This is a genomic window from Sphaerisporangium sp. NPDC051017, from assembly GCF_040683095.1.
In the GTDB taxonomy this organism is placed as follows: Bacteria; Actinomycetota; Actinomycetes; order Streptosporangiales; family Streptosporangiaceae; genus Sphaerisporangium.
The window spans coordinates 12,122-32,113 of sequence record NZ_JBFBCI010000065.1; the positions used below are offsets into that span (position 1 = coordinate 12,122).

The window sequence follows — 19,992 nt, forward strand, 5'->3', positions numbered from 1 at the left end:
TCCTTTCGGTCTTATTTATGTGACGATTGGAAGTTGAGCGATCCGGTCGTTCAGCTGAGCCACCCGACTTTCGGTCAACAGGGGCTCGAGCCGATTCTGGAGAGATCGAAGTTTTCGTCCGACGTAGCCGTATGACTGCGTCTTCTCCGCGAGCTCGACGGCGTCTCCTGCGTATCGCAGAAGCTGATCCAGGTCCCGCCGTTGGACGCCAAGCATCGCCAGGTCGGTCAGGAGGCTGCCGCGGCGCCGCAGTGAGACCGTTCCGTCGAGTGCTTCGGTCAGCGAGCTTTCCGCCAGGTCGGCTTTGCCGAGGACGAGATAGCAGCCACCACGTTCTTCGGCAAGGCGGGAGCCATCGAAGCGGAGCCAGCCGCCGGGGTTCACCGGTCCAGTGAGGTCGAGAACGCGATCAGCGGCGTCGAGGGCTCGGTTGCATGTATCCAGCTCGCCAAGTCCCGCAAATGCCTGGGCCTGCACGGCAGCGACCCACTGCCGAGTGGACAGCTGGCTGTCGCCGTTCTGGGCTACCCGCGCGGCGACGGAGAGGATCGAGCTTGCCTGGGTGTACTGCTTGTCGTACATGTTGACGAACGCTTGGCGCGTGAGGGCACATGCCCATTGATCGTGGGAGCCCGCTTCACGGCCCGCACTCGCCGCGAGTGTGTAGCAATAGGCGGCGTCGGTGTACCGATTGCTGTCGAAAAAGATCTCCCCGGCGAGTTGGAACAGCTCACAGGCGAGAACGCAGAGCTGGCGCCGAACTTCGGGAGAGTTAGCCCGATCCATCTGGCTTACCAGCAGCCCAAGCTGGTCGTGGACGAGCGGGTAGACCAGGCGCTTGGACTTGGACAGTGAGAAGACCTGCCACAGGTGGGCATTGAGCAGTGTGTATTGCTGGAGATCCAGGGCCTGCTCTGCCTGGACGATCCAGTGTTGTTCCGGGGCGTCCGCCTCTTGAGGAAGAACCGCGAGCGCGCCCGCGACGCTCAGTAGGCGGAGCATTTCACGGCGGTACATATCGTCAGACTCACCCGTCGGGTCATGCACGGACACGACACGACCGACGATAGCCGGTGCCGGTTGGAGGGCGGGAGTGGGTGCCTCATGTCCGGCGTCGGTTGCGAGCAGAGTTTCCAGCTCGTCAGACGTGACCTGCAGGACCTCGCAGAGTTTCGGGCGCATGAACGGATAGGGATCAGTCTCTCCTCGTTCCCAGCGGCCTACCGTCGTGCGATCGATTCCGAGCTGATCAGCCAGGAATTCCTGACTGTAGCCCATTGCCCTTCTACGTTCTGCAAGGCGTCGCCGTCTTGCCGCCAAGGGGGCACCTCCGCCCATATGTCTCCACCAAGGTCAGCCTACGGGGCGCCTTGGCCCGTAGGCATGATCCGGCATTGATGCCTCACAGATGCATCATGGCCGCCGTGGTCGGGCGGTGGAGGGTCAGGTTGGGTTGGAGACGTCTACAGGAACCCGATGAAGGAGATCAGCAGATCGCCTCATACCTCCGAAATCAAATCGGACGTTGACCACAGAAACCGGAGTAATAGGTGCCGCAGGAAATAAATCGAAATTCTCGGCAGATAACGCCAGACTCACGGATGGGATCCGACGTGGATCTTCTGCTCGGCGGATTCCGGCTGCGGCTCGTGAGTGAGCACTCCAAGCTTCGAGAGCATGTGGCCTCGGTGATGGTGCCGCCCTGCGCGACAAAGCCACACCGCCCGGGTGCGGACTGGACAGTGCTGATGGAGATGGCCGAACCTCCGACGCCGGACGAGGTCGAGGCCGTGTTCTCCGACCGGCCGGTGCTCGCTTTCCCTCGAAGTGGACCCCGGCTTGCCGTCGTAGACGACGGAGGCGGGCGACTGCGAGTGATGGTCAAGTATCGGCCTGGCTTGGCCGCCTGCGTCATGGAGGTCGACGCGGCGGGCCGCACCACCCGTGTCATCCTGCCCGCCGGTGATGAGGTCAGTGTTCGATGCGCGGACTGGCTGGTACGCGTGTTCTTCGCTTCTCGGATGCTGGCGTCTGGCTGGCACATGCTCCACGCTTCGGCTGTTGCCGTGAACGGCTCGGCCGTGTTGTTCCTGGCGGGACAGGGCGGCGGGAAGTCGACGCTCGCCCACAGAGCTTGCGCCGAAATCGGTGCCGCCTTCCTCGCTGACGACCTGATTCTGATCGGCCCCGATCAGACGGTGGTGGGCTGGCCGACTCGTGTGGCATTGCCCGCCGCACTGGTCAGCGGGTCGGGCGAAGGATGTCCCAACAGGCCAAGAGTCATACTCAGCCCATCTCAGCACCGCGTTCTACTGAACCGGGAGCGTTCGTCGCCCGTTCCGCTCGGCGCAGTTGTGAGCATCGTTCCTACCGCAGGCAGCGAGCCTCTGCTGGTGGAGCAGTTGCACTGCCTGCGGTCGGTACAGTCAGCCGCCCTGGACATCCCTGCCCAGCGCCTCCACACGAGCGATGTTCTCGGCCTGACAGGCGGTCCGCGTCCCGCAGGGCGGAACGTTCCCGCTGCGATAGATCGTGTCCTACTCAGCGGGGTGCCTGCCGCCAGCCTGCGGATCGGTGATTTGCGGACGCTGCACCAGGCCCCGGTCTGGGACCTACTGTCCGACCTGCTCCCACTGCCGAAGGCGTCGTGATCGCCTTGCTTCGCCGGGAAGTATTCACCGTGACCAGCGCGGAACGAACTCTTCGCGTGGCCGCCGACAAGACACTGGCAGGGGCCTGGCCGCGTCTCGCCCCTCACGTCCCCGGTACTCGCGCCAATGTGCCGCTCAGGCCAGTGAATGAACAGGCCGATGTCACGCTTCCATATAGCCTGGACGCAGGTGACAGCCGACGATTTATCAACGCACACCTGCACGTGCTCCATCTCGACAACGGGACGCTCTGCCTCCACGCAGTGGCGCTTTACCGAGACGATCACGGTGCGGTACTCCTGCTCGGCGGGCATGGCGCGGGCAAGACTCTCGTCGCAGTCGCGATGCTCATGCGGGGATGGCAGCTGTTGGCCGGCGACATCGCATTGCTTGACGTCGAGGACGTCGCTTTGCGTGGAGGTACATCTGCCTTCGTGGTAAGGCTAGGCCCGGCCCACCGGTGGTTCCCTCACCTTGGCCTCCCGCAGGTAGTCCCCGAAGAGGTCGATCTGGGACATCGGTGGCCTGCCCTGCGAATGGCACCGGTGCAACTGATTGCTGCGGTTTCCGTTCATGTCGCTGAGACCGGCATACCGCCTCGAAAGATCGACTCGCACACCGCTCAGACACTGTGGCTTCGTGCCAGCGGGCATCTCCTCGATCGAATCCTCGACGACCCGGACATCGTCTTGCGGCTCCTGGAGAACGGCTCGGCCGCACGTCGGCGGGTCGCGCTCATCCGAACGCTGGCGGCGCGGCTGGTGATCCACGCGGCGGTGGGTCCTCCGGCGCAGATCGCTGAGCAGGTCGAGAGACTTGTGATGAGGACAGGAGCGCAGTCATGACGGGGCTGCGGGCGCTGGCTCTCGACTTCGGCGGCACTCTGGCCCGCCCCGGCCCAAGCACAGATGGTCGTACTGTCGCGAAAGCCCTCCGAGAGCTTCCAGGCGCCGTCGTCCCGGAGCGCTTCGCTGAGACCTTCGACGCCGTGGCTCGTCGGATGCGCCGAGCCGATCGGGAAGGAAGCCGACAGACGCCGTTCCCGAGGCAACTGGGCCAGACCGCAGACGAATGCCATGCGATCCTGCCTGACCTGGTTCGTGCATGGGAGGCGGTGTTCACAGCTGTTCCGGATGCGGACATCGATCTGGACGCAGCGCGAACGCTCCGTGAGTTGCACGAATCCGGCTGGGTGTGCGTTCTGGCCTGCGATACCCAGCGCCCGGAGATCGTACGTCGCCGCACTCTGCAAGCGGCGGGAATCCTCGACTGCTTCGAGGCACTGGTGCTGTCGAGCGTGGTCGGCGTCCGCAAGCCTCATCCCGCCTTCTTCGCGGCGGTGGCCGAAGCGGCCGGGTGCCTGCCCGGGGAGATCCTTTTCGTCGGGGACACCCGTGCCAAGGACGTCGTCGCGCCGATCGAGTACGGCATGCGGGCGGTGCTCGTCGCCGCCGACCGTCCCACGAACCTCGACCCGTCGATCCTCGTGATCCGACACCTCGCGGAGCTTCCCAGTCAGTTGGAGGCGCTTGATGATCGATGACGGAGCACGAGTCCGGCTGGTGGCGGGCAAGGCCCGTCTGCTTCCCGCAACGCAAACCCCGGACGGCCTCATCCCCGCGAAGTTCAGCGTGCTCAGTCCAGGAACCGAACAGCGCCGTCTTGCTGCCACAGTGAGTGGTCCCGCCAAGACCAGCGGCTATATGACGATCGGCGGAGAGCAGGCTCGAGGTTGGCTCGTGGCTCCGGTGCCACACGGCGCGCCGATCGACCCGCAGCTCAAGGGAACGGTCGTCGCACCTCCAGGCACATCAGTGCACGTCGCCGCGTTGGCCCGGTTCCAGCTGATGGCGGCCTTGGGACTGACCCGTCTATCCCCTGACCGGGACCTGATGAGCGACGCGGTCGTGGTCGGCTCCGGGCCGGTGGCGCTGGGATGTGTGCTGGAACTTCGGCGGCGAGGAGCCCTGCGCGTTCGAGTTCTGACGTCCCGGCGGGATGCGGCGATCGGTCGAGTACCTGGAGTGCAATGCGTCAATGAGGTGGAGATCTTCGCCGCGAGACTCGTCATCGATGCGGTGGGCGCGCCCGAGTCGACTTCCAGACTGCTCGCTCATGGAGGCGTCTTGGGGCTGCTCGGCACCCCTGACGAGAACAGCATGCTGTCGGCGCTGCGCACTCATCGCGGCGGCTGGACGGTGATCGGCATGCACGAACTGGCGGCCTTCGACGTCGGTCGCTACCAGGCCGGCTATGCCGAGGTGGCCGCCTGGCTCAACGTCAAGGTCGATCCAGCTCTGGTGACCTCGTGGTGCCGGACGGTGCCTGCTGATCTGGTACCGCAGGTGTTCGAGTCACTGGGACAGCGCGGAAAAGCGGACGAGCCGATCACCCTGTTCTCATGGGAGGCATGACATGACGAATGTCGGTCTCTACAGCATCTCAGTGCGCGGATTCGACGTTCCGGGCCTGCTCGGCTGGGCTGCAGCCGAGGGCATCCCGTTCATCCACCTGCGTGGAGGTTCTCGCGGGTACCACCTGCGCGCGTGCGCGCCTTCGACCTTGCAGCGCTGGCGTCGGATCGCTGCAGAAACGGTTCCCATCACCGGAGTCACCGCGGACACCGACTTGGCAGATCTTCTTGCCGACGATCCAGTGGTCCGAGCTAGGGCGACGGAGGACGTGGTGCGACTCGCCGAAGCCGCCGCGGAGCTGGGTGCCGCGTGGCTGCGCGTGCTCTCTCGAACTCCTCCGGAGCCTGGATGGGCCTATCACCGTCTACCCACCACAGCGCTACCCCTTCTGGTCGAACCGCATCACCCGGGCTGGCTGTCTTCGGGAGCTTTCCCGTGGCTGCCCGAGATGAGGTTGTTGGCGGATACCAAGCAGCTCGCGGCCCCATCACCCGTCCTCGCCGAAGTGATCAAGAGGACCCGGGTACTGCATCTGTCCGATGACGGGCTGGGGGGCGACGGCTTTGGCGAGGCCGCCGACCTTGCCGCGAGCCGTATTGCAGCCGGACAACGGATCGAAGTCGCAGTGGAGTGGACCGGGGCCGACCGTAGTCCGCCGACATGCCTGACTCGCTACCGGACGGCCGTCACATGGTGGGCCAGCAGAAAGGGAGAGCGTTGAAAGCCGACTCGTGGGTCGTGATCACGGACTATCCGGCTTGGCCCAGCCCGTACTTCGCCGAACTCGAACGGCATGCGCCTGCCTGCCTTCGCCTGGAATTCGCCCCCAGCCTGGAGGGCCTCGATCGGTCGACCCCGGGCGTTGTCAACCTGCACCGGCTAAAGCGCCTCTACCGAGAACAGGATGGCACCCGAACCATCGAAGCAGCCGATGCGATGCTTGCCCGGCTCGCCACTCTCCGCGGGGCCGGATGGCGAGTGGTTTGGACGGTGCACAACCTGCTGCCTATAGACGGCGGCCGGCCGAGCGAGGCGGACCGCCGGGCGGCATACGGCGTGCTCGGTATGGCGGACGGCATCATCACGCACACCTGCGCCGATGCGCGGCACTTGGCCGGGCTGACCCGCGCGCCGATCACAGTCGCCGGATGGGGAGGGCTGACGGCGGGAACCGCTGCGGTGCCTCAGCAGGTTGAAGACCTGGCTCTCCGGCTCTCGGAAGCTCCGACGTCGGTGCTGATCTTGGGCAATCTCACCACCTACAAGGACCTGCCCACAGTCGTGCCCACCTTCCTCTCGCATACCCGGAAGGCTCACCTGTTCATCGTCGGACCTCCTCGCGACGGTGAAATGATCGACCCGGGCGGGACCGGTCGAGTGCATCTTCACCTAGCCCGGATATCTCCCGAACACGTTCATGTGCTGTACAGAGCGGCAGACGTCGCGCTGTGCCCGTACCGGGTGGATGGGCCGTGGGAGTTCTTCTCGCGGGTACTGCATCCCAGTTCGGTAGGAACGGCGGTCTCCTTCGGCACACCCGTGGTGGCCCCAGACCTACCTGCCGTGGCGGAGATGACCACCGGCCACCCTCGATGGCTTTATCCGCCCCGGATAGGCCCTGGGCCGTCACTGGCCAAAGCGGAGACCGCCCAAGTGCCGCATCGTGCGATGGACGGTACACACCGTTGGGAAGCCGTCCTCGCAGCCTACGAACGGCAGGCACAGGAACTGCTCGCTAATGTGGCAAGTCGATCATCGATGGCGACCGTCCCGCCATATCGCATCAGCAGCCGTTCCGACTGACCAAGGAGACCCGTCAGGTGTCCGAAAGCGCCACCGACCGCATTGCCGCCATTCTGACCGACCGGTACGGCTTGGCCGTAAAGGAATTGGTCCAGCTACCCATCGGGCAGGGTACCGTCAACTACCGGGCCACCTGCGCCGACCGGGACGTCTTCATCAAGAACTACCCGCCCGGCACCGACCTTCTTGGCGAAGAGAAGGCAGTGCAGCTGTCCGAGCTGGCCCACAGCCACGGAATCCCTGCTGCGACGGCGCTACGCAACCGCGACGGACAAGTCATCGACGCCACCACATCTGTCGCCCTGTCGGTGTGGGAGTGGATGCCCGGGCAAGTCGTCACCGAGCTGAACAAGGCCCAGTACCAGCAAACCGGACACGTGCTGGGTCGAATCCACGCGGCATTCGCCGACCTGCCCGCCAGCTCCGAACCTTCAACGGAGGCCGAGAGGTGGCGCGACGTCAACGTTGAAGAACTGACTTCGACCGTCGACAAACTCCTGGAGATTATCGCGCAACGCGCTGCGGATGGTGTCGCCGACGCTTTCGACGTCGAGGCGGAACGGACCCTCACCGAGCGCCGCGCGATGCTTTTCAGGATCCCGGAATTGGTAGCCGAGCTGCCACGGGAATTGACTGTGCAGGTGCTGCACGGCGACTACAGCCCGGTGAACCTGCTGTTCACGGGAAATGCGCTGTCGGCCGTTCTGGACTTCCGCCCGCCGGAGCCGTTCCTGCTCGCTTACGACCTGGGCAGAGTTGCCTTCTACCCGAACACGGTGACCGGTGACCCGAACTGGCAGGAGGCCGCCCGAACCCTGATCGTGGCCTACCGCGCCGCCAGTCCGACTGTTCCCGACCACGACATCCGGGCGTGCGGCCGAGTCGCCCTCTTGCAATTGCTCGGCAGCCTCTATGGCGTCAAGCAGCACTACCTCAAGCCCGGTCTGTTTCAGGACGACCTCGACGAGTTCTGGCTGATGCGTCATCGAGCCGTCGACATCATGATGCGCCACCTATCTGAGACGGATCTGCTCCTCAACGACCTGACCACCCGCCCGCCAGACGGGCTCGACCACCAAGGGGAACCATGACCACGGAGATGATTGGGCACCAACGATCGGGCATCGGATGGCAGGTGCTCCGAGGCCCGATCGAACCTGCCGACCTGCGAGCCGAGGTCGCCCTGTTCGCTGCTTCACGACGCCTGGCTTTGGCCGCCTCCGAATCGAACGCTCTGATCCTGACCTCTCCCGATGACGACCGCCTTCTCGTCACCCTCCGCTGGCGCCACTCGGCCTTGGAACGTCCCGACACGCTCAGCCACGTCACTCCGACCGAGCCGTACGTGGAGATCCTTCTCGATCACCAGGAGGAAGGGGCGGACGCCGCGCAGCAGCTCATCACCCGGCTGACCGAGAGGCTCCGTTGTTTCAGTGAAAAGGAGCTGGACAGCATCGTGGCGACCATGCCACTGCTGGACCGATACGCTGCCCCCTCCCCGTCCCTGGCGGGGTGGGCGGTGATCTTCCGTGATCACTATGTCGAGAACACCCTCGGCTTCCTCATCGCACTTGAGCGAACCGGCGTGCCAGCCAAGTGGATCTACGCGCTGGCGAAGGGCGACCGCACTCACAACCGTGACCGGGTCCACGCGACTCTCATGGCTCGCGGTTATGCCAGTGGGCTGCTGGACAACACCGTCATCAACGCGCCGGACACTCACCTCGCCGAGCTGGCCGACGCCATGACCAAGGTCGACGCCTTCATCGACGCCGCCCACGCCGAGGGTCGCCGGGTACTGGTGATCGACGACGGTGGCCTCCTCGCGCAGGGGTACGGCCGTGCTGACGCACCTCGGCGAATCGACGCCGCGTTGGAGCTGACCGTCTCCGGCCTCAAACGGATCGCCACCTCAGAGCTCGGCATTCCAGTGTTCAATCTGGCCCGCTCCGAACTGAAAACCAATCTCGGCTACCCGGAAATCGCCGACTCCTGCCTCCGCCGGCTTCGGGCGCTCCTACCAGCTATCAAGGTCACAGGACGGCCGGTGCTCGTGATCGGCTATGGCACGCTGGGAAGCCGCTTGGCCCAGGCGTTGCGAGGGCAGGGCTGCCAGATCCACGTCGTGGATCCCAACCCGCTCGCGCTCATCGCCGCCGCCGAGATCGGTCATCGCACCTACCGAACCACCGCCGAAGCTCTCAATGCCGTCAGTCCTCTGCTCGTAGTCGGCACAACTGGGGAGGAGGCCCTCAGCGCCGATGAGCTGGGGCTACTACCCGACGGCGTCTTTCTTGCCCCCTTCGCCACCCGAGATTTCAGCCTCCTCGCAGGCCCTGAACATCGGTTCGAGGAGATCCCTGGCATAGGTCGCCGCTACCGGTTGGACTCGAGTAGACAGGTGACCGTCCTCGGAGACGGCAGATCCCTCAACCTTTTCGAGGCCGACGCCATCCCCAACCAGGGGTATGACGCCTACCGGGCCGGGACGCTGATCGCCGCCATGGCGCTCTGCGAGCAGGCAGACCGGTTGCCGGCAGGGGTCCACACCGACCTCGTAGACACGATCGTTCGCAAGGCCGGGCTGTACGACGCCTACTACGACACCTATCTGGCCGCCCCAGTGGAACGCTCCGCCGAAGGCCAGAAGCTCTCAGGAGTCTCGGCCTGCGTCGTCGGGTACGGCGCCGCTGGGCGACTCCACGCGGAGATCCTCGCAGCGGAGGGCGCCGCTCTGACCGTTCTCGACCCCAAGCACCAGGACCTGCCGAAGGCGTATCGAAGCTTCCGGCACGGCGTCACCGAATTGCCGTATGCCGTTGCCACCGATATCGGCCTGTGGTCGATATGCTGCCCCACCGCCGATCACCTTCCGGTCCTGCGCTCGATCCTGCGCCGGGCCCCCGACGCCCGAGTACTGCTCGAGAAGCCGGCCTGCCAAGGCCACGAGATAGACAGCCTCACGGCTCTGCTTTCCAGCCATCGCAACGCCAGGGTCGTGGTCACCGACCAGTACCAGCATGCCTACGTCCTGGACGTGCTGACGGACCTGATCGCGCGCTTCGAGCCGGACGCCGCAGTCGATCACATCGCCGTCGTCTTCAGCAAGGATCGCACTGCCGATATCGCCGACGGGCGATTCGTGGACCGCTCCTATGGCGTCCTCGGCTACGAATGGCTTCACATGCTGGCGGTCCTGCGCCGTCTCCTCCCAGGCGACGCCATGGCGGCCTATCTCGCGACAACACCTCAGCAGGTGGAGCTGTGGGCAACCTATGACAGCCGCCTGTTCCTGTCGGCATTGACGGAACGCGCCAGTGTCAGAAACACCGATGTCCACCTACGCATCGAACTGACCTCTAGCATCACCAACTCCACTTTGGTGCTCGGCCGTACGCCGCGTGCCAGCCTGAATAGGCCAGGTCTGTGGCAGCGCGACCTGCGGTCCCCCGACGACCGTCATCGGCACGTCACCGTGCATGCCGGTCGCACCCTGTTTACCGCGCACCTCGATCCGGTGACCGCCACCGACGGCTGGCAACTGGAACGCAACCACCATCGAGTCACGGTGGAACGAGCCGGGGAAATTCTCCACGACGAGGTGATTCAGGATTCCCCACTCCACACCTCTATCCGGCACGGCGTCACATCCCTACTCGGTCCGGAGCCGGTCCCACCCCTGGACCTGACCGCGCTGCGCCGCATCGCGATGCTCGCGGAGTTCCTCCGAGCCCAACAGTCCTCATCTATGGGAGACTCACAGGCTCTACCGGCATAACGAGCCCATGCAAGCCCGCAACACCTTCCGCCTGGCCTCCGAAAAGGACCGGTCCGCGTTGCAGCGCCAGCCCAAACCGATCTACACCGCCGTCAGCGCCCCGCCCGGACCGCGATGGAGCAGTTCGCCGACCATCCGGCTGTCGTACGACAGCTCCATCGGGTAAGCGCTTGTGGGGGTCACAGGTGGGCTTTAAGGGCCTGGGCGATCCAGCGGTGGGCGATGGTCTGCGGCGGGGGCCAGGGCGTGCCGGTGACGGTCGCCACCAGCTCCCAGTGGCGCTCGGCGCGCGGGTCGTGCTCCTCGTACCCGCGGGCCAGCGCGCGGCGGAACTCGGGACCGTCCTCGGCGCTGTGCACCGTCGCGAGCAGCGCCACCGCCCGGTCCAGGACCGGGCCGGCCTCGGGGGTTCCCGGCTCAACCCCTTCGTCGATCGCCCGCTGGACCAGTTCGGCGACGGCCCGGTTCGCCTCGTCCCAGCCCGCCGAGTCGAGCTGTCCCGCCTTCTCGCGCCGGTCCCAGAACTCGTCGCTCTGGCGGCGCAGAGAGGCGCGGTAGTCGTCGTCCGAGAGCAGCTCGACCAGTTCCAGCCAGGCGTCGAGCTGCTCGATCGCGGGCTCGGCGGGCAGCTCGGGGATCATCGCCTCGCGCAGGCATTCCAGCCACCGCTCACGGGCGACGTTGCCGCCGCCGACCTCCGCCACCAACGAGTCCATCAGGTCCTCGCGCTCGGCCGCCCCGATGCGGCCGAGGGCGTTGAGCCTGCGCAGGTCCTCCTCCGTGGGGTCGCCCCGCTCCAGCGTCGCCCGCAGGACCGCCCGGGTGCGCTGCAGGTTCCTGAGCTGCGTCTCGACCGTACGCAGGTGCAGGTCGAGCACCTGGCGCAGGTCGCGGTCGCCGAGGGAGCGGATGGTCGCGAGGCCCACGCCGATCTCGCGCAACGTGCGGACGAGTTCGAGCCGCGCGACGTCGGCCTCACCGTACAGGCGGTACCCGGCGGACGTGCGCTCCCGCTCGGGCAGAACCCCGGCATCGGAGTAGAACCGAATCGTCTTGACGGGCAGCCCAGACAGGCGGGACAGCTCGCCGATCGTGTAGGTATCGCGGGCCATGCCTCGATTATCCCCTTGAGCCTCCAGTAACTGGATACTTCGGCACCGCCGACGCCTCCGACCTCGCGATCCATGACACGGACTCCATAGTTTCCGCACATCACCGGAAGTAGCGATGCAATCATCGAGAGTGATCACAACTGGTGTCAGGACACAGGTACGGCCCGCGCGTGGCCGTACCTGAGCACGAGCGCGAAGGGGCCGCCGTGACCGTGCAACTGCCTTCGGATCTCGCCGTCACCTATTGCGCTGTCGGTCTTGAGCCTCGGCAGTAAGGACTCTCGCACGCACCATGACAGAGATGCCGGGGAGAGAACGTGCCGGCCGACCCAGTCGGCCGCCTCCACCGCCTCCCGCATGGCCAGGATCGTCCCCAGGTCCCACGACCGGCGGTACCAGGGGCGCCACGATTCGTGGAACTCACACACACGAGCCTTGCCAGAATGTCGGTATCCGATCGATCGCGGAACGCCATTGACGCCCTCCGGGAGAGTACGAGCAGAGCCCATCTTCGTGTTCACGGTTGCGTTCAGGCTCATCGGGGAAGTACTCTCGTTGAGACTTAGGCAGGGGGGCCGTCCGCGAGGACCGCTCCCCATCGCCTTTCCTGGCCTGTTGCGGATTAGTTTCGCCCATCTACGGTCGTACGTCATCTCTTTTGCCTTAGTCGTGACGCTGATCGTAGTCGGCCGCACCTTCTGGCGCGCTACCGCCTGACATCCAGACAAAACGCCGGAAACGCATAAATCCTCGTAACCGCATACCCATATTCCCGCGATCCCGCGCGGCACTGGTCCCGGGCCGGTGGTGGGGGCGAGCGGACCGGTCGCCGGAGCAGGAGGGAGAACGCCTGCATATCCCACGATTTCCCACCACACCACCCTGTGTAGTGATGCGATCGGCACTAGACGCGCTGACGGCCCCAAGCAGTTCGCCGGTGAACCCTGCTCCCACTCGCCAAGCGCTTAGACGGCAGACGCGGCGAAGACAGGGGTACCACAGTTCTCTAACGAGCTGAGAATGTCTGACGCAGAAAGCGCAGCATGCGGCGGCCTACCGGTATCACCACTCTTAGTATTCACTAGCGGGTTTGTCGTACATACCCGCGCTCACAGAGTCCGCGGTCAGCTCTCCCAAGAGCCGACGTCGCTCTGTCCGACGCCTCTCCTTGAAGGCAAGAACATCCTGCAACCGTACTCGACGGTGCGCTCCGGGGCGATCCGTGGCACGCTGGTATGGAATTTCACCATTTTCCAGCAATTTGACCAACGTGGGCCTGGAGATGCCGAGCAGCTCAGCGGCCTCGTAGGTTGACATTGTCATATGCTGCGGGGCGACCGTCACAGCCAGGCCCTTTGCCAGCGCCTCCACAACCTGTACAAGCGCCTGATAAACCTGGGGAGGCAAGGGAAGCCGCGGCGACCCGTCCGGGCCTGTGAGCAGCGCCGGGCGGTTAGCGACCGATCGTCCTCGCCTGTGTAGTTCCTCGACTAGATCAACAATGGCGGCCTGAACACGAGGGTCCTCTTCCGGCAGGAAAGTCCTCGCGTCCGCCGCGGCCAACGACCCATCGCCCATCGAGTCCTCCTCACCTCACGCCTCTGCACTGAGACGGTACCCCAAAACGAAACTAACGAAAACCGGCTTAGGCCAGGAAGCGGCGGCGCCCCACCCAATCTCGCTGAGCGACGACCGGCCTCCGGTGCCGGCACCCTGGACGGTCCGGCCAACGGCGCCACCCGGCCCACGAGGGCGACAGTGGCGTCGCAGATGCGCTACACCAGCGCACACCGGCGCGTCCGGCGGAGGCACCCCGCCCCACACTCGACCGCTTCGCCGACCTGGCGGGATTCCCCGTACGAATTCCACGGATTCCCCGCATCACCCGCAGTAGTGGTGCGATCATCGGGAGTGATCGAAGCTGGTGTCAGGACAGCGGTACGGCCCACGCGTGGCCGTACCTGAGCACGAGCGCGAGGGGGCCGCTGTGACCGCGAACCCGATCGACCCGCACACCTCCGCGTGGCACCTGTTCGGCGCGGTCATGCGCCGCTGCCGTGACGCCAGGCCCAATCTCGGCCTGCGCCAGGCGGCCACACAGATGTACACCGACTTCTCCAACCTGGCGAAATGGGAACGCGGCGAACGCACACCCCCGCCGGACATGATCAGCCGTCTCGACCAGGTGTACGGCGCTCAGGGCATCCTCACCGCGCTGTACGACGTGCTGGTCCGGCTCAACGCCGCCGCCGAATCAGAACGGTTGCGCGCGGGTAGATACGCGGAAAATCCCCCATTTGGCATTGGAGACGACGACATGGAACGTCGGGCCGCCCTCCAGTTCCTCGCCGGACTCGGCACTCTCGGTACCCTCGGCCTCTCCACCGAACCCTTCCGGCAGCTCCTGGATCTATCCTTCGATCACCCCCACCGACCCCTCGAAGACTGGGAACAGGCCTGCGCCGACCATCTGTACGCACTGCGCACCCGGCCTCCCGCCCAGGTCGCCGCCGACCTGTTCATCGACCTGATGGCGGTCCGGCGCCAGTGCCAGGTCTCCACTTCGTCCGAGGTAACAGAGCTTCAGCGCATCACCGCCATGCTCTCTTCGATCCACGCCAATGCGCTGACCCGGCTGGCCGATCACGGCGCGGCCATCCGCTGGTGGTACAGCGCACGCCAAGCGGCCGACGCCTCCGGGGACCTGGCACTCCGACTCCTCGTCCGAGCAGAGGAAGCCGGCCACGGCCTCTACGGCCAGCGGGACCCGGAAACGATATTGCGCATGGTACGCAGCGCCCAGCAGATCACGGACAAGCCTTACCTCAAACTGCTGACCGCTGAAGCGAAGGCTCTCTCAATGCTCGGCAGGCACGACGAAGCACTCAAGACGCTGAGCACCCTCCACAAGGCAGCGGAACAGGGCGGCACCGACCGATACGGCTTCTGGAGTCCTCCAGAGATCTACTTCGCGGGAAGCTGGGTCTACGCCGGAGCGGGCGATGAATCCGCAGCGGACACCGCCCGGGAGAATGTGCTGAGGCTCGCCCGGGATTACCAGTACCCCGTCAACGTCCAACTTCACGGCGCACTCTGCACGGTCACCCGAGGCGGCATCGACGAGGGCCTACGCCAAGCGGCAACGGCGATCGAGGTGGTCACCCCCGCGTACCGCAGCCACCACATGATCGAGACCGCCAACCTGGTCCTCCGCGCCGTCCCCCGCGACCAGCGAACACGCGACTCCGCCATCGAGTTCCGCACGCTCCTGGCCGCCGCACCTCCGCAAAGCGCCTGAAGTCCGGATTCACCCTGCGTGACGTTCCCGATCTCGATACGTCCCTGGATGTCGCTGAACTGGTCGAACAGCAGTCGTGAGCCCATGCCTCCGCAATCCGGTTGAGGTCCTAACCGACGCTGATCTCCAGATCGGCCGCGAGCGCCTGGGCGAGGCCCTGGAGCTGCGGTCGATCAATGATGATCTTTTTGAGCCTGCTGACTCCGCGAAGGCCGGACAGGTCGTTGCCGCGCAGGTCGCAGTCGCGATAGGTGCCACCGTCGAACTCCGTCAGGTGCAGGTCACAGCCATCGAAGGCCACACCGCTCAGGTCAGAACCGACGAACCGCGCTTCCTGCAACGAACAGCCGATGAAGATCACCGAGCCTATGGCGCGGAGGCGGGTGAAGGCCGTGTAGTCCAGCTTGCACCGCTCGAAGACCACGTCACCGAGCGTGACGTTCTCCCACACAGCGCCGAGCAGCTTGCAGCCGGTGAAGATGACGCGAGACAGCTGGCTGTCCACCCAGCGGAGGCCGGACAGATCACAGCCGGAGAACTCAACCGAGTGCAGACTCAGGTCGTCCAGGCGGGCACGCTGAGTAATGAGACCGGTGACGCACCCGTCCACAAGCTGGGTCCCCGACAGGGCCAGCTCGCGCAGACCGGCGTCAACGTATCGGAAATCGCGCAGCTTGCCATGCTCGCCCTCCAGCGAATCGACCTCGTCCAGGTCGTCGTCCAGGTCGGGCAGCGTAACGCGCGTCTCGCGTACGGTGCGCATCTCCATTGTTCTGCCTCGCGGGTCGTCGCGCGCCAAGCCATCGATTATTCCGCTTGAGCCTCCAGTAACTGGACACTTTACCGTTTCGACATGGCCAAGAACAAGATCACCAGAGTCGCGAAGCTCCAGGTCAGGGCCGGTGAGGCGAGTCCGGCGACGGTCGGCAAGGACCTGGGCCCGCTCGGCATCAACCTGATGGACTTCTGCCGCCGGTACAACGCCGCCACCGAGGCGCAGCGGGGGTTCGTGGTCCCCGCCGAGATCACCGTCTACGAGGACCGGTCGTTCGACCTGGTCACCAAGATGCCGACCACGGCGTCGCTGCTGCGCAGGGCGGCCGGGCTGGACGGCGGCAGCCCGCGTCCCGGCCACGTGCCCGCCGGGACGATCAGCCGCGACGCCCTCCGCGAGGTCGCCCGCACCAAGATGCCGGACCTCAACACCACCGACCTGGACCAGGCCGAGAAGATCATCGCAGGCACGGCCCGCTCCATGGGCCTCACCGTTAAAGAGTGACCCCGAGGGCCGCACTAGGACAGGCCGGCGCGGCGGGCGCGTTCGACGGCGGCGGGGAGGACCTCCACCAGGGCGTCGACGTCCTCGCGGGTCGAGGTGTGGCCGAGGGTGAAGCGCAGGGAGCCCCGCGCGCGCAGGGCGTCGGAGCCCATGGCGAGCAGGACGTGGGACGGCTGCGCGACCCCGGCCGAGCACGCCGAGCCCGTGGAGCATTCCACGCCCTTGGCGTCGAGGAGCATCAGCAGCGCGTCGCCCTCGCACCCGGGGAACGAGAAGTGAGCGTTGCCGGGCAGCCGGTCGCGCGGGTCGCCGTTGAGGATCACGTCCGGCACGGCCTCGCGCACCCGGGCGATCAGCTCGTCGCGCAGCGCCCCCAGCCGCGTGGCCTCCTGCTCGCGCCGCTCGACCGCCGCCCGCACGGCCGCCGCGAACCCGGCGATGGCCGGGGTGTCGAGTGTGCCCGAGCGGACGTCGCGCTCCTGGCCGCCGCCGTGCAGCACGGGCACCGGGTCGACCCCCCGGGCCAGCAGCAGCGCCCCGACGCCCATGGGCCCGCCGACCTTGTGCCCGGACATGGTGAGCGCTTGGACGCCCGAGGCGCCGAACGAGACCGGGAGCTGCGCGACGGCCTGGACGGCGTCGGTGTGGAAGGGGATGCCGTGCTCACGGGCCACCGCGGCCAGCTCGGCGACGGGCTGGACGGTGCCGACCTCGTTGTTGGCCCACATCACGCTGACCAGCGCGACACGGCCGGGGTCCTGCTCGACGGCTGCGCGCAGCGTCTCGGGATGGACGCGCCCGTGCTCGTCGACGTCCAGCAGTTCCACCGACGCGTTCTGCCGGTCGGCCAGCCAGTGGGCGGGGTCCAGGGCGGCATGGTGCTCGACGGCGCTGATCAGGACGCGGTCGGCGCCGGTGGCGGCGTGGCGGGCCCAGTACAGGCCCTTGATGGCGAGGTTGTCGGCCTCCGTGCCGCCGGAGGTGAAGACGACCTCGCTGGGCCGCGCGCCGAGGGCGTCGGCGATGGTCTCGCGCGACTCTTCGACGACCCTGCGGCTGCGGCGGCCCGCCGCGTGGAGGGAGGAGGCGTTTCCGACCAGCGCGAGCTGTGCGGTCATCGCCTCGATCGCTTCGTGGAGCATCGGCGTGGTCGCCGCGTGGTCTAGGTAAGCCATGGCTCTCTCAGGGTACCCAGTTTTGCCAACTATACCGTCCGGACGGTATAGTGACGGATGTGAGGAGAGATGAGCTTTTGAACGCGGCGGAAGAGCTGCTGGCCGAGCAGGGGGCCACGTGCCTCACCCTGTCGGCCGTGGCCGACCGCGCCGGCGTCAGCAAAGGCGGTCTCCTCTACCACTTCAACACCAAGGAAGCCCTGATCAAGGGCATGATCGAGCGGTTGGTGGCCGACTTCGACGAGTTGGTCGCCGCCCAGGGCGAAAGCTCCTACACCCGCGCATACCTCGCCGCGACGCTCGCGGCGGTCCGCAGTGGCCGGTTGAGGCGGTGGGCCGTCGTCACCGGCGCGGCCGGCGACCCCCAGTTATTGGCGCCGATGCGCGAGGCGATGGCCCGGTGGCATCGCGAGGGCATGGAGTCCGAGCCCGACCCCGTCGCCGCCCGCATCGTCCGCCTCGCCTGCGAGGGGTTGTGGGACGTGGTGACGCACGACCCGGAGTTCTACGCCGACGCGCAGTACGAGGAACTGCACCGCAGGCTCCTCGCCTTCCTCTCGAGCCCCTGACCGGCTCGACGACCCTGAACTCCCCCGATCCCCTCTGCTCTGACACGCTGACGCCCCCGCCCTTCCCTGTCGTCCCGGGAAGGGCCGCCGCCGCGTGCGCCGGTCCCGGCGCGCCCGGCGATCCCCCGCCCCGGCGTCACGCTTCCCCCTGCCCGGCACTCCCCCCTGATCCGCGCCCGTGTCCGTCCGGGCGCCGACCGGTGTGCCCGGAGCCCATCCCCCACCTCCGAGATCCGCGTGAACCACCTCGAAAGGAACTTCTCATGACGCGCGTCCTGAGGATCGCCCGCACCCGGGCGGCCCTCACCTTCGTCCTGGCCGGCCTGATGTGCGGTACGTTCACCGCGCGCATTCCGGCGCTGACCGACAAACTCGGCCTGTCCGAGGCGTCGGTGGGCGTCGTGCTCCTCGCGTGGGGGCTCGGGGCGCTGGTGACGATGCAGTCCCTGCGCGGTGTGATGGCCCGGGCCGGTAGCCGCGCGGTCCTGCGCGCCGGCGCCCCGCTCAGCGCGGTGTCGCTGGCCGGCATCGCCTTCGCCCCGTCGCTGCCGTGGGCGGTGGCGGCGGCGGCGCTGTTCGGCATGGCGTTCGGCACGGTCGACGTCGCCATGAACGCCCAGGGCTCGACGGTCGAGCGGGCGTACGGGCGTCCGCTGATGAACGGCATGCACGCCGGATGGTGTGTGGGCGCCATATCGGCCGGCGCCCTCGGCACGCTGGCGATCACGGCGGGCGTGTCCTTCGAGGCCAACCTGGTCGCGGTCGCCGTGGTGTCGGCGCCGATGGCCTTCCTGCTCAGCCGGGGCTTCCTGCCCGACCCGGTCGCCCCCGCCGCCTCCCCCGGCGCTCCCCGGCGCGCGATGCCCCCGGTCGTGTACCTGCTCGGCGCCATCGCCTTCGGCGCGTTCATGGTCGAGGGCGCGGTCGCGGACTGGAACGGGCTGTTCCTGCGCGACACGGTCGGCGTGCCCGAGGCGGTGGCCGCGCTCGGCTACCCGATCTTCGAGGCGGGCATGCTGATCGCCCGTCTCGCGGGTGACCGCCTGCGCGCCCGCCTGGGCACCCGCCGCCTGATCATCGCCTCGGGGCTCGGCACGTCCGCGTCGTTCGCCCTCGTGATCGTCACCGCGTCCCCGCTGGTCGCCATACCCGGCATGCTGCTCATCGGGCTCACCGTGGCCACCGTCTCGCCGATGGCCATGTCCCTGGCGGGCACGGCCACCGCCACCCCCGGCCCCGCCATCGCCCAGACCGGCGCGATGGGCTACGCGGGCCTGCTCCTCGGCCCCGTGGTGATCGGCTTCCTCAGCCACGCCGCGACGCTGCGGACCGCACTCGGCGTGGCCGTCGTTCTCGGCGCCCTCATCGCGGCGGCCGCCCGCTTCCTACCCCGCGAGCCCGCAGCCGTGACCGGCGTCCAGCCGCTACGCGAGCGAGCCGCCGAGCCAGAGCCGGAGCCCGTCTCGCTGGCCGCCTGACGGCCCGCACGACCGGCCCTGACCGCCCCTGTGACCCGCGCGGTCACAGGGGCGCGAGGAAGTGGCCGTCAGCGCGGATCAGCTCGCCGGTGACGTTGCCGTTGGCCTCCGAGCAGAGGAAGACGATCACCCGGGCGACCTCGGCGGCGGCAGCCGACGTCCTGACGATCACCTTCGGGCACGTCGCGCTCGTCCACCACGAACCCGGCCATCACCAGGTTGGTGAGGATGCCCGCCCCCACCAGCTCGCGGGACATCGTGCGCGTCAACCCGTGCAGGCCCGACTTCGCCGTGACGTACGGCGAGCCGCCCGGCAGGCCGTCCTGCACCAGCCCGGTGGAGACGTGGACGATCCTTCCCCACTTGCGCTCCCGCATCGACTAACGATGTCAACGGGGCCGTCGCGGCACGAAGTCTCGGCGGAAAAAAGGACGG

20 protein-coding genes are annotated in these 19,992 nt (G+C 66.9%); 13 read left to right on the plus strand and 7 right to left on the minus strand.

The window, feature by feature from the left end:
* Nucleotides 1-15 precede the first annotated feature (15 nt).
* Nucleotides 16-1,338 carry a helix-turn-helix transcriptional regulator gene (locus AB0M95_RS34230; protein ID WP_363773771.1) on the minus strand — a complete coding sequence of 441 codons (1,323 nt, stop codon included), beginning with the start codon at nucleotides 1,336-1,338 and terminating at the stop codon, nucleotides 16-18.
* A 275-nt stretch (nucleotides 1,339-1,613) separates the two neighbouring features.
* Here AB0M95_RS34230 and AB0M95_RS34235 point away from each other — a divergent pair, with 275 nt between their 5' ends.
* From AB0M95_RS34235 to AB0M95_RS34275, 9 genes are all read left to right on the plus strand, one after another.
* Nucleotides 1,614-2,651, plus strand: coding sequence for a hypothetical protein (locus AB0M95_RS34235; RefSeq protein WP_363773774.1), 1,038 nt, complete (start codon nucleotides 1,614-1,616; stop codon nucleotides 2,649-2,651).
* Between the two features lie 143 nt (nucleotides 2,652-2,794).
* Entirely contained in the window at nucleotides 2,795-3,496 is a 702-nt protein-coding gene (locus tag AB0M95_RS34240) for a hypothetical protein (RefSeq protein WP_363773777.1), read from the plus strand.
* The gene (locus AB0M95_RS34245) at nucleotides 3,493-4,194 is read left to right on the plus strand and encodes an HAD family hydrolase (protein WP_363773780.1); all 702 of its coding nucleotides are present in this window, start codon (nucleotides 3,493-3,495) and stop codon (nucleotides 4,192-4,194) included. The genes AB0M95_RS34240 and AB0M95_RS34245 overlap by 4 nt, the downstream gene beginning before the upstream one ends.
* A complete protein-coding gene (locus AB0M95_RS34250) occupies nucleotides 4,184-5,065 on the plus strand; it encodes a hypothetical protein (protein ID WP_363773783.1) in 882 nt (293 codons plus the stop codon). Before AB0M95_RS34245 ends, AB0M95_RS34250 begins: the two co-directional genes overlap by 11 nt.
* A gap of 1 nt (nucleotide 5,066) precedes the next feature.
* Nucleotides 5,067-5,786: a hypothetical protein gene (locus tag AB0M95_RS34255; protein ID WP_363773786.1), complete on the plus strand. Its 720-nt coding sequence runs from the start codon at nucleotides 5,067-5,069 to the stop codon at nucleotides 5,784-5,786.
* A complete protein-coding gene (locus tag AB0M95_RS34260) occupies nucleotides 5,756-6,868 on the plus strand; it encodes a glycosyltransferase (protein ID WP_363773789.1) in 1,113 nt (370 codons plus the stop codon). The genes AB0M95_RS34255 and AB0M95_RS34260 overlap by 31 nt, the downstream gene beginning before the upstream one ends.
* A gap of 17 nt (nucleotides 6,869-6,885) precedes the next feature.
* A complete protein-coding gene (locus tag AB0M95_RS34265; protein ID WP_363773792.1) occupies nucleotides 6,886-7,959 on the plus strand; it encodes a phosphotransferase in 1,074 nt (357 codons plus the stop codon).
* Nucleotides 7,956-10,646, plus strand: a complete 2,691-nt coding sequence (locus AB0M95_RS34270) for an NAD(P)-dependent oxidoreductase (protein ID WP_363773795.1) — start codon at nucleotides 7,956-7,958, stop codon at nucleotides 10,644-10,646. Before AB0M95_RS34265 ends, AB0M95_RS34270 begins: the two co-directional genes overlap by 4 nt.
* A 7-nt stretch (nucleotides 10,647-10,653) precedes the next feature.
* Nucleotides 10,654-10,812, plus strand: coding sequence for a hypothetical protein (locus AB0M95_RS34275; protein WP_363773798.1), 159 nt, complete (start codon nucleotides 10,654-10,656; stop codon nucleotides 10,810-10,812).
* A gap of 13 nt (nucleotides 10,813-10,825) precedes the next feature.
* On the opposite strand, the gene AB0M95_RS34280 is transcribed toward AB0M95_RS34275, so the two are convergent.
* The 3 genes from AB0M95_RS34280 to AB0M95_RS34290 form a co-directional block, all read right to left on the minus strand.
* Complete coding sequence (locus AB0M95_RS34280) at nucleotides 10,826-11,758, minus strand: MerR family transcriptional regulator (protein ID WP_363773801.1); 933 nt, start codon at nucleotides 11,756-11,758, stop codon at nucleotides 10,826-10,828.
* A gap of 146 nt (nucleotides 11,759-11,904) precedes the next feature.
* Nucleotides 11,905-12,117 (minus strand): hypothetical protein, encoded by a 213-nt coding sequence (locus AB0M95_RS34285; RefSeq protein ID WP_363773803.1) that lies wholly within the window; start codon nucleotides 12,115-12,117, stop codon nucleotides 11,905-11,907.
* 712 nt (nucleotides 12,118-12,829) lie between these two features.
* On the minus strand, nucleotides 12,830-13,336 hold the full coding sequence (locus AB0M95_RS34290) for an excisionase family DNA-binding protein (protein ID WP_363773806.1): 507 nt from the start codon (nucleotides 13,334-13,336) through the stop codon (nucleotides 12,830-12,832).
* Nucleotides 13,337-13,709: 373 nt separating this feature from the next.
* Here AB0M95_RS34290 and AB0M95_RS34295 point away from each other — a divergent pair, with 373 nt between their 5' ends.
* A complete protein-coding gene (locus AB0M95_RS34295) occupies nucleotides 13,710-15,056 on the plus strand; it encodes a helix-turn-helix transcriptional regulator (protein ID WP_363773809.1) in 1,347 nt (448 codons plus the stop codon).
* Between the two features lie 109 nt (nucleotides 15,057-15,165).
* On the opposite strand, the gene AB0M95_RS34300 is transcribed toward AB0M95_RS34295, so the two are convergent.
* A complete protein-coding gene (locus AB0M95_RS34300) occupies nucleotides 15,166-15,855 on the minus strand; it encodes a pentapeptide repeat-containing protein (RefSeq protein WP_363773812.1) in 690 nt (229 codons plus the stop codon).
* 54 nt (nucleotides 15,856-15,909) lie between these two features.
* Between AB0M95_RS34300 and rplK the strand changes: the two genes are divergently transcribed.
* Complete coding sequence (rplK, locus tag AB0M95_RS34305) at nucleotides 15,910-16,335, plus strand: 50S ribosomal protein L11 (RefSeq protein WP_363773815.1); 426 nt, start codon at nucleotides 15,910-15,912, stop codon at nucleotides 16,333-16,335.
* Between the two features lie 14 nt (nucleotides 16,336-16,349).
* On the opposite strand, the gene AB0M95_RS34310 is transcribed toward rplK, so the two are convergent.
* The gene (locus AB0M95_RS34310; RefSeq protein WP_358511708.1) at nucleotides 16,350-17,510 is read right to left on the minus strand and encodes a cysteine desulfurase family protein; all 1,161 of its coding nucleotides are present in this window, start codon (nucleotides 17,508-17,510) and stop codon (nucleotides 16,350-16,352) included.
* 59 nt (nucleotides 17,511-17,569) lie between these two features.
* On the opposite strand from AB0M95_RS34310, the gene AB0M95_RS34315 reads away from it, so the two are divergent.
* On the plus strand, nucleotides 17,570-18,079 hold the full coding sequence (locus AB0M95_RS34315; RefSeq protein WP_363773818.1) for a TetR/AcrR family transcriptional regulator: 510 nt from the start codon (nucleotides 17,570-17,572) through the stop codon (nucleotides 18,077-18,079).
* A gap of 263 nt (nucleotides 18,080-18,342) precedes the next feature.
* Complete coding sequence (locus AB0M95_RS34320; protein WP_363773820.1) at nucleotides 18,343-19,557, plus strand: MFS transporter; 1,215 nt, start codon at nucleotides 18,343-18,345, stop codon at nucleotides 19,555-19,557.
* 68 nt (nucleotides 19,558-19,625) lie between these two features.
* On the opposite strand, the gene AB0M95_RS34325 is transcribed toward AB0M95_RS34320, so the two are convergent.
* Nucleotides 19,626-19,934 (minus strand): SDR family oxidoreductase, encoded by a 309-nt coding sequence (locus AB0M95_RS34325; protein WP_363773823.1) that lies wholly within the window; start codon nucleotides 19,932-19,934, stop codon nucleotides 19,626-19,628.
* Between the last annotated feature and the right edge of the window lie 58 nt (nucleotides 19,935-19,992).